Raw genomic sequence first — 16,364 nt, forward strand, 5'->3', positions numbered from 1 at the left:
CGTCCGAATGAAGGGGTTCAGCGTGCTGAACCCCTTGTTCCATAAAGATGGAAGACCTCTTTTGAATACCGATTTCGCACACTATTACCAACGGATCCGCAGCAAGCAAAAGCGCGAAGCGCTGCTGTGGTCGCTCGGGCTGGTGGTGCTGTACCTGGGCGCCGGCAACCTCGCCGAGTTCAACCTGCACACCGTCTGGGTGTCTATTCCGCACTTCTTCGACTACCTGGCCGAAACCATTCCGACGCTGCATTGGCATTTACTGTTCGCCGACGGGCGCACCGAAGGCTCACTGGCCTACTGGGGTTACCGCCTGAATATCCAGCTGCCGCTGATCTGGGAGACCCTGCAGCTGGCGCTGGCGGCGACCATTTTCTCTGTGCTGGTGGCGACCGTGCTGGCGTTTCTGGCGGCCGGCAACACCTATACCCCGGCCTCGGTGCGGCTGGCGATCCGCACGCTGGTGGCGTTTTTGCGCACCATGCCGGAGCTGGCGTGGGCGGTGATGTTCGTGATGGCGTTCGGCATCGGCGCCATTCCCGGCTTCCTGGCACTGGCGCTGCACACCATCGGCAGCCTGACCAAGCTGTTCTACGAATCGATCGAAACCGCCTCCAACAAACCGGTGCGCGGGCTGGCGGCCTGCGGCGCCACGCCGCTGCAGCGCATGCGCTTCGGCCTGTGGCCGCAGGTGAAGCCGGTGTTTCTCTCCTACAGCTTCATGCGGCTGGAGATCAACTTCCGTCAGTCGACCATTTTGGGGCTGGTGGGCGCGGGCGGCATCGGCCAGGAGCTGATGACCAACATTAAACTCGACCGCTACGATCAGGTCAGCATGACGCTGCTGTTGATCATCGTGGTGGTTTCCGTGCTCGACTACGTGTCGGGCGAGCTGCGTAAGCGCGTGGTGGAGGGGGCAAAATGATAGCGGGCACTCCGGCGTCGGCGGAAACGCTGCGCCAGTTGAAACAACAGCATCCGGCGATCTTCGCGCAGCAGGGGCGCTACCTGCGCACCGTCGGCCTGATCGCGCTGGCGATCGTGCTGTACTATGTGTTCTTCTTCCTGGTCTTCGGCATTACCTGGCCGCAGTTTATCAACGGCTGCCAGCAGCTGGGGCGCTATTTCCTGCGCATGTTCGTCTGGCACGACTTCGTCAACTGGCCGTTCATGTACTACTTCCAGCAGATCGGCATCACCATCGCCATCGTGTTCGCCGGCACCATCACCGCGTCGCTGATCGCGCTGCCGCTGTCGTTCTTCGCCGCGCGCAACGTGATGTCGACGCCGCTGCTGCGGCCGATCTCCGTGCTGGTGCGCCGCTTGCTGGACGTGCTGCGCGGTATCGACATGGCGATCTGGGGGCTGATCTTCGTGCGCGCTGTCGGCATGGGGCCGCTGGCCGGGGTGTTGGCGATCGTGATGCAGGACGTCGGGCTGCTGGGCAAACTGTACGCCGAAGGGCACGAGGCGGTGGACAAGTCCCCCAGCCGCGGCCTGACGGCGGTGGGCGCCAACGGGTTGCAGAAGCACCGCTACGGCATCTTCACCCAATCGTTCCCCACCTTCCTGGCGCTCAGCCTGTACCAGATCGAGTCTAACACCCGGTCTGCGGCGGTGCTGGGCTTCGTCGGCGCCGGCGGCATCGGCCTGGTGTACGCGGAAAACATGCGGCTGTGGAACTGGGACGTGGTGATGTTCATCACCCTGATTCTGGTGGTGGTGGTGATGATCATGGATAAGGTCTCGTCGATGCTGCGCAACAAGTACATCATCGGCGAAGACATCCCGCTGTATCAGCAAAAAAGCCAAATCGATTGAGAAACCCCTTGCCGATCCCTATACTGCCGCACATTCAAGGTGTGTGGCAGTCATTTCGTTTCGCAATGTGCGCACGTCCCCGTTAGACAAGTAAAGGCAATGCAATCCCATGATGAACAACGACGTGCTGCGCAGCGTGCGCTATATGCTGAGCATTAACAACGCCAAAATGGTCGAGATTATCAAACTGGACGATTTCGAGGTGGCGGTGTCGGCGATGGACGCTTACGTGATCAAAGAAGGCGAGCCGGGCTACGAGAAGTGCCCGGACGAAGTGATGGCGCACTTCCTCAACGGCCTGGTGTTCTTCAAGCGCGGCAAGGACGACAAGTTCCCGGCGCCGGCGGTTGAGCTGCCGATCACCAATAACCTGGTGCTGAAAAAGCTGCGCGTGGCGTTCGAGCTGAAAGACACCGACATGCACCAGATCTTCACCGCGGTGGACTTCCGCATCTCCAAGCCGGAGCTGAGCGCGCTGTTCCGCAAAGAAGGCACCAAGAACTACCGCCCATGTGGCGATCAGATGCTGCGCTACTTCCTCAAAGGGTTGGCGCAGCGCGTTCGCGGCGAGTAACGCGCAGCGTTCACTGAGCCTCAGGCGCAATCGCAAGATTGCGCCTTTTTTATTGCCGCTCTCCCGCCCGCCGTTGTTGTACAGGCCCTCAGCCATCCGCCATCGATGGTGGGCGGGCCGCCCCCCGGTTACTTTCTCATGGTCAATTCAATCACCCAAACCATGAGGAAAGCAGGATGCCAACCATCACGAAAACCCAATCACTTTACACGTTGACCCGGCCGGTCTGGCTGGATGTGGCAGGCATGAGCAAAGGTATCGATCACGATCGCCAGCACCTGGGCATCATTCTCGCCGCTGGGCAGGTGCTGCGAGTGCGGCAGACCAACGCGGCGTTTACCGGCAAGCTCACGCTGCGCTTGCTGAATGACGACAGCAAAACGGAGGCTGAATTCAGCGTCGGCGCGAGCTGGGTCGAGGCCCAGGTCAATGCCGTCTCGGTGCCGTTTATCGATACGCCGTACGGGCAGGGCGAACCGGCGCTGGAGTTCGAGTATCCGGACACGGCGAAAGCGCTGCCGGTTTATCGCCGCGGTGAAAACGAAGCCGCATTCTTCGCCCGCTGGGACGATCGGGACGCCGAGTTTGCGCTGGTCGATGCGGAATACGCGGTATTGCTGGTGCCGAAAATCAGTAAACCGGCGCTGAAGTCGCTGGGCGAAGCGAAAAACATCGACGGACTGATCGCCTACTATGACCGCATTTTCACCTTCTACAATGCGCTGACTGGCGTCTCGTTCGAGGCTGAACACGAATCCGATCGCAATATTCGCAACCGCTATTTTATGAAGGCCGATAAACACGGCGCCGGCGCCGCGTATTACGGCGGGCGCTGGACGGCGGAAACCAGCAACTCGGTCAGCAGCTTCTGGCTGACGCCGAAAGACAGCAACTGGGGTAGCCTGCATGAGATCGCGCACGGCTATCAGGGGCACTTTATGGGCGACAAATATTTCTCCACCGGTGAGATGTGGAACAATATTTACGCCGCTTGCTATCAGGACGTGATGCTGGGAGAGCGCAAATACCAGGAAGGGTGGCTGTATAACTACGGCAACGCGGCCGGCGTCGAGAAGAAAATCGTCGATCTGATCGCTCAGGGCACGCCGCTCAACCAGTGGGATCTGCGCTCCAAGCTGTTCTTCGCGATGCTGATGGTCGACAAGGCAGGCAAGAACGCCTTCACGCACTTTAACCAGCAGTATCGCCAAAGCTGCAATACGCCGGGCTTCGTGCCGTCCGAACATGCCTTGCTGGATCTGCTGTCGGCAAGCTTCGCCGCGGCCGGCGAGCAAATCGACGTGACGCCGTTCGTCGAGTTGACCGGCGGCGTGATCACCCAAGCGCAGCGCGATCTCAACGCGTTCAGCCACGCCAAGGCGGTGTACCCGCTCTATCAACTGGTGGATGCGCAGAGTTTGCCGGCGGTGCAGGCACAGCTGAAGCTGGATTCCTCCCTGCGGCTGGTCGATTCCTGTCAGCTCAAGGCGAGCGGCCTGAAAGGCGATGTCGCCCTGAGTCTGGATATCGATGACTTTGCGCAGATCTACGGTGCGGATCTGGTGCTGATGGAAGGGGCGCGCTATGCCTACAAGGTTCGTATCGACGCGCCGACCCTGGCCCTGAATGCGTTGCCGATCGGCGTGTACACCCTGCGTTTACCGACCGGCAAGGATCGCAAATATCGGCCGACGGCGGGTTACCTGACGGTGAAGCAGGGGAAAAACGCGGTAACGCTTCGCTTCGAACGCAAAGCCGCTTCGCCGATCGTTTCACAGGAGATCGCTCTGTTGGGCCTGAGCGATGCGGTCTTCGCCACCGTGGTCGTCGATCGCGCCAAGGGCGCAGTGGTGGTTGACGTGACCAGTACCACGCCGCATTCCTACTTCCCCGGTGAAACCTATGCCCGGGTGACGCTGCGCGATCGGCAGGGCGCGGTGCGCTTCACTAAGGAGATTCAGGGCACTCAGGCTACGTTGAGTCACGACGAACTGCCGTTTGCCGAGGGTGATGACATCGAGATTTACCATGTGGAGCCGAGCCGGGTGCGCTTGAATCCGGCGGCGGCCGGCGTCATCGACAACAAAAACAAAACCAACGTGCTGCGTATCGAAAAAAGCGGGCTGAAAAATCCGGCGTTGCCCGGCGATCCCGAACAAGCGCTGCTGGCGCGCCTGGAACAGGCGGCGCAGCGTTTGCGCCGCCTGCTGCCGGCCTACTACGCGCCGTCGTCGTCGTTCAAGGACGATATTTATCTGGCGATCGGCGCCTTCGCCGAGCCGCAGCGCGAGTCGCTGTTGGCGACCTATCGGGATTGCCTGCCCGCCGACAATACGCCGCCGGACGCTAACGTCGGCAATGCGTTTACCGTGGTTTGCAAAGGGATCGGCGATCGCCAGTTTCTGACCGGCGCCGTCGATCTGGTGAAGAAAACCGTGACCGTGACGCTGTCGGCGGGGATTGCTCACCACTACTTTGCCGATAGCTACGCCTTCCTCAGCGTGACGGATGCGGACGGTAACACCTTGCTCAGCTACGACGTCATCGGCAGCCAAAATCAGCCGGCTAAAACCTGGGTGCTGCCGCTGTCGGGTTATGGCGGTGAGGTGATCCATCTGCGGCATGAAGAGCCGGACAACCGTCTGGCGATCGTCAACGAGATGCAGCACGTGCGGTTGGCGGAGAAGGGCAAGCAACAGACCTACTGCATTACCTCGATCGGTTTGAAACGTATCAACGACTGATCCACATCCCCCTCCCGGGGCGGCGAGCGTCGTCGCCCCGGTTTTCCTCTGCATCATCCCCTTATTGCACTCTTTTTGTTCTGCCGCTGCGCGCCGCTGGTGCAGCCCATTCGCCGCCGTCGTCATAAGTTTTAATTATAATTTATTGAAATCATGAGATTAAAAATTGGCACGCCGGTTGCTCTGTTGAATCCCATCTTGTGTACCAGATGGAATTCAGCCGATGAGCGACCCTGTTGAAACGTGCGGTTTTACCCTCAGTGAATGGCAGCACCATTATCAAACCCGTCCGGCGGGCGAGCGCCTCGCCTGCGTCAGCGCCACGATCGAAGCGCTGGTCGCCGATTTGGATTCAGACGACAACGCCTGGCTGTATCTCGCCACCCCGGCGCAGCGCGAGCGGCAGTATCGGCAACTGGCACAGAGGCTCGAAGCAGTCGCCGGCGATCTCAGCCGCCTGCCGCTGTTCGGCGTGCCGTTCGCCATCAAAGACAATATCGACGTCGGCGGCTGGCCGACCAGCGCCGCCTGCCCGGCGTTCACCTATCAGGCCGCGGCGGACGCCACCGTGGTCGCCAACCTGCGCGCCGCCGGGGCGATCGCCCTCGGTAAAACCAACCTCGACCAGTTCGCTACCGGGTTGGTGGGCACCCGCTCACCCTATGGCGCAGTGGTCAACAGCTTCGACAGCCGCTACGTCAGCGGCGGCTCCAGCTCCGGCTCCGCCTCGGTGGTGGCGCGCGGCCTGGTGCCGTTCGCGCTGGGCACCGACACCGCCGGTTCGGGCCGCGTGCCCGCCGGGTTCAATAACATCGTCGGGCTGAAGCCGACCAAAGGGCGGTTGTCCAACCGCGGCGTGGTGCCGGCCTGCCGGTTGAACGATACGGTATCGGTCTTCGCGCTGACGGTGGCCGATGCCGCGCAGATGGCGGAACTGGCGAGCGGCTTTGACGAAGCAGATCCGTATTCCCGCCCCGATCCGCATACCGCGCCGGCGGATATCCCCGCCGCGCCGCGTTTTGCCGTTCCCGCCCAGCTGGAGTTTTTCGGTGACGTGCAGGCCGAGCGGGCGTTTCACCGCGCGCTGGCGCAGCTGCAGGCGGGCGGCGCCACGTTGGAACCCCTCGATTTCGCGCCGTTTCGCACCCTGGCGGAGCAGCTGTATTACGGCCCCTGGGTGGCGGAGCGCACCGTGGCGATTGAGCAGATGCTGGAAGCGAACCCGCAGGCTATCGATCCGGTGGTGCGCGGCATCGTCGGCAACGGCCTGGGCTACAGCGCCTGCGACGCCTACAAGGCGGAATACCTGCGCGCCGAGCTGGCGCGGCAGATCGCCCAGCGGCTGGCGCCGTTCGACGCGCTGGTGGTGCCGACCGCGCCCACTATTCGCACCCTGGCGGAGATGGCGCAGGAGCCGGTGCTGTTCAATTCGCAGTTTGGCACTTACACCAATTTCACCAACCTGGCCGATCTGAGCGCACTGGCGCTGCCGGGGCCGCTGCGCGAAGACGGGCTGCCGGCGGGCATCACCCTGATTGCGCCCGCCTGGCATGACCGGGCGCTGGCGGCGTTTGGCCTGCGCTGGCAACGGCAAAGCGCCTTACCGCTCGGGGCTACCGGCCGGGCATTGCCGCCGCAGCCCACACCGGCCCCGTCTGCGGGACATGTGCGTCTGGCGGTAGTGGGCGCTCACCTCAGCGGTATGCCGCTCAACGTCCAGCTGACGCAGCGCGACGCGGTGCGGGTGGAGCAAACCGTCACCGCCCCCTGTTACCGCCTCTACGCGCTGGCTGATACCGAGCCGCCGAAGCCGGGGCTGGCGCGCGTGGCGCAGGGAGCGGCGATCCGTCTTGAGCTATGGGACATCCCGCTGGCCCGTTTCGGCGAGTTTGTGGCGGAAATTCCGGCGCCCTTGGGTATCGGCACGCTGCTGCTGGCGGACGGCCGGCGGGTGAAGGGGTTTATCTGCGAAGCCTGGGCGCTGGAAGGCGCCACGGATATTACCGAGTTTGGCGGCTGGCGCGACTATCTCGCCGGCGTTAAGGGGGCATGAACATGTTTACTACCGTACTGATCGCTAACCGCGGCGAAATCGCCTGCCGCGCCATTCGCACCCTGAAACGCCTGGGCGTCACCAGCGTGGCGGTTTATTCCGACGCCGACCGCAATGCGCCGCACGTCACCGAAGCCGACAGGGCGGTGGCGCTCGGCGGCGACAAGGCCGCCGACAGCTACCTGAGCATCGACAAGATCCTTGCGGCGGCGGCAGCCACCGGCGCGCAGGCGATCTACCCCGGCTACGGCTTTTTGTCCGAGAGCGCCGAGTTTGCCGACGCCTGCGAGGCGGCGGGCATCGCCTTTATCGGCCCGACGGCGGCGCAGATGCGCGAGTTCGGTCTCAAGCACCGGGCGCGCGAGCTGGCGGCGTTGGCCGGGGTGCCGATGACGCCGGGCACCGGCTTGCTGGAGAGCGTGGAGCAGGCGGTTGCCGCCGCCGCGCGCATCGGCTACCCGGTGATGCTGAAAAGCACCGCCGGCGGCGGCGGCATCGGCCTGACGCGCTGTGACGACGAGGCGGCGCTGCGCGAGGCTTACGACAGCGTCAAACGGCTGGGAGAGCAGTTCTTCCGCGACGCCGGCGCCTTTATCGAACGCTTCGTCGATCGGGCGCGTCACGTCGAGGTGCAGATTTTCGGCGACGGCCAGGGGCGGGTGGCGGCGCTCGGCGAGCGCGACTGCTCGCTGCAGCGCCGCAACCAAAAAGTGGTGGAGGAAACCCCGGCGCCACACCTGCCGGCGGCGACCCGCCAGGCGCTGCAGCGGGCGGCGGTGGCGCTGGGCGAGTCGGTGAACTATCGCAGCGCCGGCACCGTGGAATTTATTTACGACGCCGCGCGTGACGAGTTTTACTTCCTCGAAGTGAACACCCGCTTACAGGTCGAGCACCCGGTCACCGAGATGGTCACTGGCCTGGATCTGATCGCATGCATGCTGCAGGTGGCGGCGGGCGATGCGCTGGATTGGGCGGCGTTGCAACGCGCGCCGCAGGGCGCGGCGATCGAAGTGCGCCTCTATGCCGAAGATCCGCTGAAGAACTTCCAGCCCAGCCCCGGCGTGCTGACCGAGGTGCATTTCCCCGCCGACGTGCGCCTCGACGGTTGGGTGGCGACCGGCAGCGAAGTCTCGGCGTTTTACGACCCGATGATCGCCAAGCTGATCGTACACGGCGCTGACCGCGCGCAGGCGCTGGAAAAACTGCGCGTGGCGCTGGCGGCGACCCGTTTGCACGGCATCGCCACCAACCTCGATTATCTGCGGCAGGTGATCGCCACGCCGCAATTTCAGCGCGGCGACGTTTGGACGCGCCTGCTGGACGATTTGCATTACCAGCCGCACTGCCTCGAAGTGCTGCAACCCGGCACCTACAGCAGCGTGCAGGACTATCCCGGCCGCCTCGGCTATTGGGACATCGGCGTGCCGCCGTCCGGCCCGATGGACGACTTCGCGTTCCGGCTGGCCAACCGCATCGTCGGCAACCACCCGGCGGCCGCCGGGCTGGAGTTCACCCTGCAGGGGCCGACGCTGCGCTTTCACTGCGACGCCACCATCGCGCTGACGGGTGCCAGCTGCCCGGCCGATCTGGACGGCGAAGCGGTCGCCTACTGGCGCCCGATCGCGGTGCGGGCCGGGCAGGTGCTGACGCTGGGGCGCGCCACGCACGGTTGCCGCACCTATCTGGCGGTACGCAACGGCTTCGACGTGCCGGTGTATCTCGGCAGCCGTTCCACCTTCGCGCTCGGCCAGTTCGGCGGCCACGCCGGGCGCACCTTGCGCGTGGCGGACATGCTGGCGATCGCTCAACCGGAATTGGCCGCCAGCACCACGCCGGCGCCGATCGCCGCGCCGCAGGCGATGGACGACAGCCTGATCCCGCACTACGGCGACCAGTGGCACATCGGCGTGCTGTACGGGCCGCACGGCGCGCCGGACTTTTTCACCGCCGAATCGATAGACGCCTTCTTCGCCACCGACTGGCAGGTGCATTACAACTCCAATCGCCTCGGCGTGCGCCTGTCGGGTCCGAAGCCCGAGTGGGCGAGAGAGGACGGCGGCGAAGCCGGTTTGCATCCTTCCAATGTGCACGACTGCGAGTACGCCATCGGCGCGATCAATTTCACCGGCGACTTCCCGGTGATCCTGACCCGCGACGGGCCGAGCCTCGGCGGCTTCGTCTGCCCGGTGACCATCGCCAAGGCCGAGCTGTGGAAAGTGGGGCAGGTGAAGCCGGGCGACCGCATCCGGTTCCATCCGATCGGTTTTCGCCAGGCGCAGTCGCTGGAACAGGCGCAGCTCGGCAGCATCGAAGCGCTGGCGGCGGTGAAGGCCATCACCCTGCCGCCGCCGGATCTGGCCCCGGCGGATACCGTTTCCGCCGCGGTGCTGGCGGCGCTGCCAGCGGCGGAAGGGCGCCCGGCGGTGGCGTATCGCCAGGCGGGAGACGGCTACATCCTGATGGAGTATGGCGACAACGTGCTCGATCTGGCGCTGCGGCTGCGCATTCATCTGCTGATGCAGTCGCTGCGGCAGGAGGCGATACCGGGCGTGGCGGAGCTGGCGCCGGGCGTGCGTTCGCTGCAGATCCGCTACGACAGCCGGCTGATAAGTCAGGCCGATCTGCTGCAGCGCCTGCTGGCGCGCGAACGGGCGCTGGGGGACGTCAGCCGCCTGAAGGTGCCGACGCGCACCGTCTGGCTGCCGATGGCGTTCGAGGATTCGGCCACGCTGGGGGCGGTCGATCGCTATCAGCAGACGGTGCGCGCTTCGGCGCCCTGGCTGCCGAACAACGTCGATTTCATTCAGCGTATCAACGGCCTGAGCCGACGCGAGCAGGTGCGCGACATCCTGTTCGACGCCAGCTACCTGATCCTAGGGCTGGGAGACGTCTACCTCGGCGCACCCTGCGCGGTGCCGCTCGATCCGCGCCATCGCCTGCTGAGCTCCAAATACAACCCGGCGCGCACCCACACCGCCGAAGGGACGGTCGGCATCGGCGGCATGTACATGTGCATCTACGGCATGGATTCGCCGGGCGGTTACCAGCTGGTGGGGCGCACGCTGCCGATCTGGAACAAATTCCTCAAAAACCCGCAGTTCACCGCCGGTGAACCCTGGCTGCTGCGCTTCTTCGATCAGGTGCGCTTCTACCCGGTCAGCGAGCAAGAACTGGACGAGCAGCGCGAAGCGTTCCGCGAAGGGCGCATGCAGGTGCGCATCGAAGAGAGCGAATTCGACTTCGCCGCCTACACCGATTTCCTGGCCGACAACGCCGGGGCGATCGCCGACTTCCAGCATCGCCAGCAGCAGGCGTTCAGCGCCGAAGTGGCGCGCTGGCGCAGCGATGACGACGAGGCCGAGGCGCAGCTGTTGCCGCCGGTTGAAGAAGACGTGATCGACGGCGATCTGGTCAGCGCCGATCTGAACGGCAGCGTGTGGAAGATCCTGGTGGAGCCGGGGCAGGCGGTGGCGGCCGGGCAGCCGCTGATCGTGGTCGAGGCGATGAAGATGGAATTGGCGGTCACCGCGCCGCGCGCCGGGATCGTCAAACGCATCAGCTGCCGGCAGGGGCGGCCGGTCGGGCCGGGCGACGCCCTGCTGTGGCTGGAAAAAGCGATCTGAACGGAGGGGCGAGGATGCAAATCACCAACGGAGAGCACAAGGCGCGGCCGGAGGGGCTGGCGGAGCGCATTTATCTGCAGCTCAAGGCCGACATCTTCGAGTTTCGCCTGCTGCCGGGCGATCGCTTCAGCGAAAGCGACGTGGCGCAGCGCATGGCGGCCAGCCGCACGCCGGTGCGTCAGGCGCTGTTTCGACTCGAGCGCGAAGGCTATGTCGAGGTGCTGTTTCGCAGCGGCTGGCAGGTGCGGCCGTTCGATTTTGCCTACTTCGAAGAGCTGTACGACCTGCGCATCGTGCTGGAACAAGAGGCGGTGAAACGGCTGTGCGAATGGCCGGCCGGGGAAACGCCGGCCGCGCTGGCGGCGCTGAACCGTTTTTGGACCGAAGCGCCGCGTCTGGCGGACGGCCAGGTGGTGTCGCAGCACGACGAGCAGTTTCATCAGGCGTTGGTAGCCGCGGCGGGCAACGGCGAAATGGCGCGCATCCACCGCGAGCTGACCGAAAAGATCCGCATCATTCGCCGATTGGATTTCACCCAGCAGGCGCGGGTGGACGCCACCTACCGCGAACACGCCGCCATTTTGCAGGCGATCCTGCAGCGGCAAAGCGGGGTGGCGCAAGCGCTGCTCGGCGAGCATATCGCCGTCAGCAAGGCAGAGGTACGAAAAATAACGCTGCACATGTTGCACCAGGCGCGGGCCCAGCAGCCGGCGCGCTCGGCGTAACGATTTTGATTTCACACACATCAGGAGTTTGAACTATGCAACGTCGTCGTTTTATCAAAGCTTTTGCGCTGTCCGCCGCCGCGCTCGGCCTGGGCCTGGCCTGGAGCGCGCAGGCCGCCGACACCATCAAGGTCGGCATTCTGAGTTCGCTCTCCGGCACCATGGCGATTTCCGAGACGCCGCTGAAGGATGTGGCGCTGATGACCATCGACGAGATCAACGCCAAAGGCGGGGTGCTCGGCAAAAAGCTGGAGCCGGTGGTGGTGGATCCGGCCTCCAACTGGCCGCTGTTCGCCGAAAAGGCGCGCCAGCTGCTGAGCCAGGACAAGGTGGCGGCGGTGTTCGGCTGCTGGACCTCGGTGTCGCGCAAGTCGGTGCTGCCGGTGTTTGAGGAGCTGAACGGACTGCTGTTCTACCCGGTGCAATACGAAGGCGAAGAGATGTCGCCGAACGTCTTCTACACCGGCGCGGCGCCGAACCAGCAGGCGATCCCGGCGGTGGAATACCTGCTGAGCGAGGACGGCGGCGGCGCCAAGCGCTTCTTCCTGCTGGGCACCGATTACGTCTATCCGCGCACCACCAACAAGATCCTGCGCGCCTTCCTGCACAGCAAAGGCGTGCAGGACAAGGATATCGAAGAGGTCTATACGCCGTTCGGCTACAGCGATTACCAGACCATCGTCGCCAACATCAAGAAGTTCGCCGCCGGCGGCAACACCGCGGTGATCTCCACCATCAACGGCGATTCCAACGTGCCGTTCTACAAAGAACTCGCCAACCAGGGCGTCAAGGCCACCGACGTGCCGGTGATCGCCTTCTCGGTCGGCGAGGAGGAGCTGCGCGGCATCGACACCAAACCGCTGGTGGGCAACCTGGCGGCCTGGAACTACTTCGAATCGCTGGATAACCCGACCAACAAACAGTTTGTCAGCCAGTGGAAAGCCTACGCCAAGGCGCACAATCTGCCGAATTACGCCACCGCGGTGACCAACGATCCGATGGAGGCCACCTACGTCGGCCTCCACATGTGGGCGCAGGCGGTGGAAAAGGCCGGTACCACCGACGTCGATAAGGTGCGCGCCGCGATGGCCGGGCAAACCTTCGCCGCGCCGTCGGGCTTCACGCTGACCATGGACAAGACCAATCACCACCTGCACAAACCGGTGATGATTGGCGAAATCGAGGGCAACGGGCAGTTCAACGTGGTGTGGCAAACCGAAGCGCCGGTGCGCGCGCAGCCGTGGAGTCCCTATATCGCCGGTAACGACAAAAAACCGGATTACCCGGTGAAAGGCGGCAAGTAACGTCACTCAGCGCCGGCGCGGCTCGACGCGCGCCGGCCCAACAGAAGAGGCAGCTGATGCAATCTCCGTTTTTATCCTTTTTGCGCGTCGGGCTGTGGCTGTTGTGCGCCTGGCCCCTGCTGGCGCAGGCCGGGCCGGCCGATGAGTTCGCGGCGGCCAATCGCGCGCAGCAGGCCAAACTGCTGCAGGCGTGGGCGGCCGAGCCGGACGCCGCTCGCCTGCCGTTGCTGCAGGGGCTGCAGCAGGAAACCGTGGCGATCGACGAGGCGAAGCGCGCCTTTATCCGCCAGGGCGACCGCTATCTGCCGCTTGAAGCTGAGGCGGCCCCGGTTGGCGAACCGAAGAAGGTGTGGCTGAACAACCGGCTGCGCATTCTGATCGCCAACGCGTTGTCGGCGCAGCGGCTGGTCAGCGCGGACGCGGCGGTGCGGCTGCAGGCGGCGACCGCGCTGCAGCGCGAAGCGCAGGGCGAGCAGTTGCCGCTGTTGACCCGGCGGCTGGCGCAGGAGAAAGACCTGCAGGTACGCGACGCGCTGAGCATTGCGCTGGCGAACCTGCAATTGACCGACGCCAGCCCGCAGGTGCGCTTCAATGCGGTGCGGCTGCTGGGGGAATCGGGCGAGCCGGAAACCCGCGCGCGGCTGCAGGCGTTGACCGACGCCGCTCACGAGCCGGACGCCGCGGTGCGCGCCGAGGCGCAACGCAGCCTGCAGCGGGTGCAGCATCGCCTGATGATCGGCGATCTGCTCGGCCAGGCGTTCAGCGGCCTGTCGCTCGGCTCGATCCTGCTGCTGGCGGCGCTCGGGCTGGCGATCACCTACGGCCTGCTCGGCGTCATCAATATGGCGCACGGCGAAATGCTGATGCTCGGCGCCTATTCCGCTTACCTGGTGCAGGGGCTGTTTCAGCAGTTTGCGCCGCAGTGGCTGGCGCTCTACCCGCTGGCGGCGCTGCCGGTGGCGTTCGCCATCACCGCCGGGATCGGCATGCTGCTGGAGCGCACGGTGATCCGCCACCTGTATGGCCGGCCGCTGGAAACCCTGCTGGCCACCTGGGGCATCAGCCTGGTGCTGATCCAACTGGTGCGGGTGCTGTTCGGGGCGCAGAACGTCGAGGTCGCCAACCCGGCGTGGCTGTCGGGCGGCGTGCAGCTGCTGCCGAACCTGGTGCTGCCGTGGAACCGCATCGCGGTGATCGCATTCGTGCTGTTGGTGCTGGCGCTGACCTGGCTGCTGCTGAACAAGACCCGGCTCGGCATGAACGTGCGCGCGGTGACGCAAAACCGCGCGATGGCGGCCTGCTGCGGCGTGCCCACCGGTCGGGTGGACATGCTGGCCTTCGGGCTGGGATCCGGCATCGCCGGGCTCGGCGGGGTGGCGCTGTCGCAGTTGGGCAACGTCGGGCCGGAGCTGGGGCAAGGTTACATCATCGATTCGTTCCTGGTGGTGGTGCTCGGCGGCGTCGGCCAGCTGGCGGGGACGGTGGCGGCGGCTTTCGGCCTCGGCATCGTCAACAAGATCCTCGAGCCGCAGATCGGCGCCGTGTTGGGCAAGATCCTGATCCTGGTGCTGATCGTTCTGTTTATTCAAAAGCGCCCGCAGGGGCTGTTCGCCCTCAAGGGCAGGGTGATTGACTGATGAGCCAACCATTGACCGTAACCGGCGTGCAGAAAGCGCCCCGGCTGGCGTTGAGCATCGGCGGGCTGGCGTTGCTGGCGCTGCTGGTGATGCCGTTCATGACGCTGTTGCCGGCGGATCATCCGCTGGCGGTGTCCACCTATACCCTGACGCTGGCGGGCAAGATCCTGTGCTATGCGGTGGTGGCGGTGGCGCTCGATCTGGTGTGGGGCTATGCCGGGCTGCTGTCGCTCGGCCACGGGCTGTTCTTCGCGCTCGGCGGCTACGCTATGGGCATGTACCTGATGCGGCAGGCGGCGGGCGACGGGCTGCCGGCGTTTATGGCGTTCCTCTCCTGGAATGAGCTGCCGTGGTTCTGGAGCGGCACCCAGCATTTCGCCTGGGCGCTGTGCCTGATCGTACTGGTGCCGGGCCTGCTGGCCTTCCTGTTCGGCTACTTCGCCTTTCGCTCGAAAATTAAAGGGGTGTATTTCTCGATCATGACCCAGGCGCTGACCTATGCCGGCATGCTGCTGTTCTTTCGCAACGAGACCGGCTTCGGCGGCAATAACGGCTTTACCGGTTTCACCACGCTGCTCGGCTTTCCCATCACCGCCGCCGGCACGCGGGTGGCGCTGTTCCTGGCGACGGTGCTGCTGCTGGCCGCCAGCCTGGCCATCGGCTTTGCGCTGGCGCGCAGCAAGTTCGGTCGGGTGCTGACCGCAGTGCGCGATGCGGAAAACCGCCTGACCTTCTGCGGCTACGATCCGAAGGGCTTCAAGCTGTTCGTCTGGACGCTGTCGGCGGTGCTGTGCGGGCTGGCCGGCGCGCTCTATGTGCCGCAGGTCGGCATCATCAACCCCGGCGAAATGTCGCCGACCAACTCGATCGAGGCCGCGATCTGGGTAGCCCTCGGCGGGCGCGGCACGCTGGTGGGGCCGCTGCTCGGCGCCGGCATCGTCAACGGCGCCAAGAGCTGGTTCACCATGGCCATTCCCGAATACTGGCAGTTTTTCCTCGGCCTGATGTTTATCGTCGTCACACTATTTCTCCCGAAAGGCGTGATTGGCCTGCTGCGTCGGAGGAAAACCTCATGAAGGCGATGCAAGTGACCGACGAACTGTTTACCCATCCGCTGCCGGCGGACAAATACCGGCAGCAAACCGATCCGGTGCTGCAGCTCGACAACGTCAACGTCAGCTTCGACGGTTTTCGCGCGCTGACCGATCTGTCGCTGCGCATTGGCGTCGGCGAACTGCGCTGCGTGATCGGCCCCAACGGCGCCGGCAAGACCACGCTGATGGATGTGATCACCGGCAAGACCCGGCCGGACAGCGGCAGGGTGTTTTACGATCAGACCGTCGATCTGACCCGGCTGGCGCCGATGCAGATCGCCCACGCCGGCATCGGCCGCAAGTTTCAAAAACCGACGGTGTTCGAGGCGCTGACGGTGTTCGAAAATCTGGAGATCGCGCAGAAAACCCGCAAGTCGGTGTGGGCCTGCCTGCGCGCCCGCCTGAGCAGCGAACAGCGCGACCGCATCGACGAGATGCTGAAGACCCTGCGGCTGGGGCATGAACGCCACCGGCCCGCCGGGCTGCTGTCACACGGGCAGAAACAGTTTCTCGAGATCGGCATGCTGCTGGTGCAGGAGCCGCACCTGCTGCTGCTCGACGAGCCGGCGGCCGGCATGACCGACGCCGAAACCGACTACACCGCCGAACTGTTCCGCGAGCTGGCGGGCAAGCATTCGCTGATGGTGGTGGAGCACGATATGGGGTTTGTGGAAACCATCGCCGATCGCGTGACGGTGCTGCACCAGGGGCAGGTGCTGGCGGAAGGATCGCTGGCGCAGGTGCAGGCCGATGAACGGGTGATTGAGGTATATCTGGGGCGCTGAGGAG

Annotated in this window: 11 protein-coding genes; all 11 read left to right on the forward strand. The window is 64.6% G+C overall.

The features are described from left to right. The first annotated feature begins 61 nt into the window (after positions 1 to 61). The 11 genes from phnE (SSARUM_RS06705) (at position 62) to urtD (ending at position 16,360) form a co-directional block, all read left to right on the forward strand. Positions 62 to 925 (forward strand): phosphonate ABC transporter, permease protein PhnE, encoded by an 864-nt coding sequence (gene phnE / locus SSARUM_RS06705; RefSeq protein ID WP_019454695.1) that lies wholly within the window; start codon positions 62 to 64, stop codon positions 923 to 925. Continuing rightward, positions 922 to 1,821 (forward strand): phosphonate ABC transporter, permease protein PhnE, encoded by a 900-nt coding sequence (phnE, locus tag SSARUM_RS06710; protein ID WP_033637591.1) that lies wholly within the window; start codon positions 922 to 924, stop codon positions 1,819 to 1,821. Before phnE (SSARUM_RS06705) ends, phnE (SSARUM_RS06710) begins: the two co-directional genes overlap by 4 nt. A gap of 109 nt (positions 1,822 to 1,930) precedes the next feature. Beyond that, positions 1,931 to 2,395 carry a YehS family protein gene (locus SSARUM_RS06715; protein ID WP_004939471.1) on the forward strand — a complete coding sequence of 155 codons (465 nt, stop codon included), beginning with the start codon at positions 1,931 to 1,933 and terminating at the stop codon, positions 2,393 to 2,395. A 176-nt stretch (positions 2,396 to 2,571) separates the two neighbouring features. Further along, a complete protein-coding gene (locus tag SSARUM_RS06720) occupies positions 2,572 to 5,139 on the forward strand; it encodes a putative mucin/carbohydrate-binding domain-containing protein (RefSeq protein ID WP_060429737.1) in 2,568 nt (855 codons plus the stop codon). A 223-nt stretch (positions 5,140 to 5,362) separates the two neighbouring features. Continuing rightward, positions 5,363 to 7,192 (forward strand): allophanate hydrolase, encoded by a 1,830-nt coding sequence (atzF, locus tag SSARUM_RS06725; protein ID WP_060429739.1) that lies wholly within the window; start codon positions 5,363 to 5,365, stop codon positions 7,190 to 7,192. Positions 7,193 to 7,194: 2 nt separating this feature from the next. Further along, entirely contained in the window at positions 7,195 to 10,815 is a 3,621-nt protein-coding gene (gene uca, locus SSARUM_RS06730) for an urea carboxylase (protein ID WP_060430586.1), read from the forward strand. Positions 10,816 to 10,829: 14 nt separating this feature from the next. Next, positions 10,830 to 11,540 (forward strand): GntR family transcriptional regulator, encoded by a 711-nt coding sequence (locus tag SSARUM_RS06735; protein ID WP_033646979.1) that lies wholly within the window; start codon positions 10,830 to 10,832, stop codon positions 11,538 to 11,540. 35 nt (positions 11,541 to 11,575) lie between these two features. Next, complete coding sequence (gene urtA, locus SSARUM_RS06740; RefSeq protein WP_033653442.1) at positions 11,576 to 12,844, forward strand: urea ABC transporter substrate-binding protein; 1,269 nt, start codon at positions 11,576 to 11,578, stop codon at positions 12,842 to 12,844. A 56-nt stretch (positions 12,845 to 12,900) separates the two neighbouring features. Further along, positions 12,901 to 14,481 carry an urea ABC transporter permease subunit UrtB gene (gene urtB / locus SSARUM_RS06745; RefSeq protein WP_282494456.1) on the forward strand — a complete coding sequence of 527 codons (1,581 nt, stop codon included), beginning with the start codon at positions 12,901 to 12,903 and terminating at the stop codon, positions 14,479 to 14,481. Next, complete coding sequence (gene urtC, locus SSARUM_RS06750; protein ID WP_016928582.1) at positions 14,481 to 15,557, forward strand: urea ABC transporter permease subunit UrtC; 1,077 nt, start codon at positions 14,481 to 14,483, stop codon at positions 15,555 to 15,557. The genes urtB and urtC overlap by 1 nt, the downstream gene beginning before the upstream one ends. Continuing rightward, complete coding sequence (gene urtD / locus SSARUM_RS06755; protein WP_015377102.1) at positions 15,554 to 16,360, forward strand: urea ABC transporter ATP-binding protein UrtD; 807 nt, start codon at positions 15,554 to 15,556, stop codon at positions 16,358 to 16,360. Before urtC ends, urtD begins: the two co-directional genes overlap by 4 nt. The last annotated feature ends 4 nt before the right edge of the window (positions 16,361 to 16,364 follow it).

The organism is Serratia sarumanii, from assembly GCF_029962605.1.
Taxonomy (GTDB): Bacteria; Pseudomonadota; Gammaproteobacteria; order Enterobacterales; family Enterobacteriaceae; genus Serratia; species Serratia sarumanii.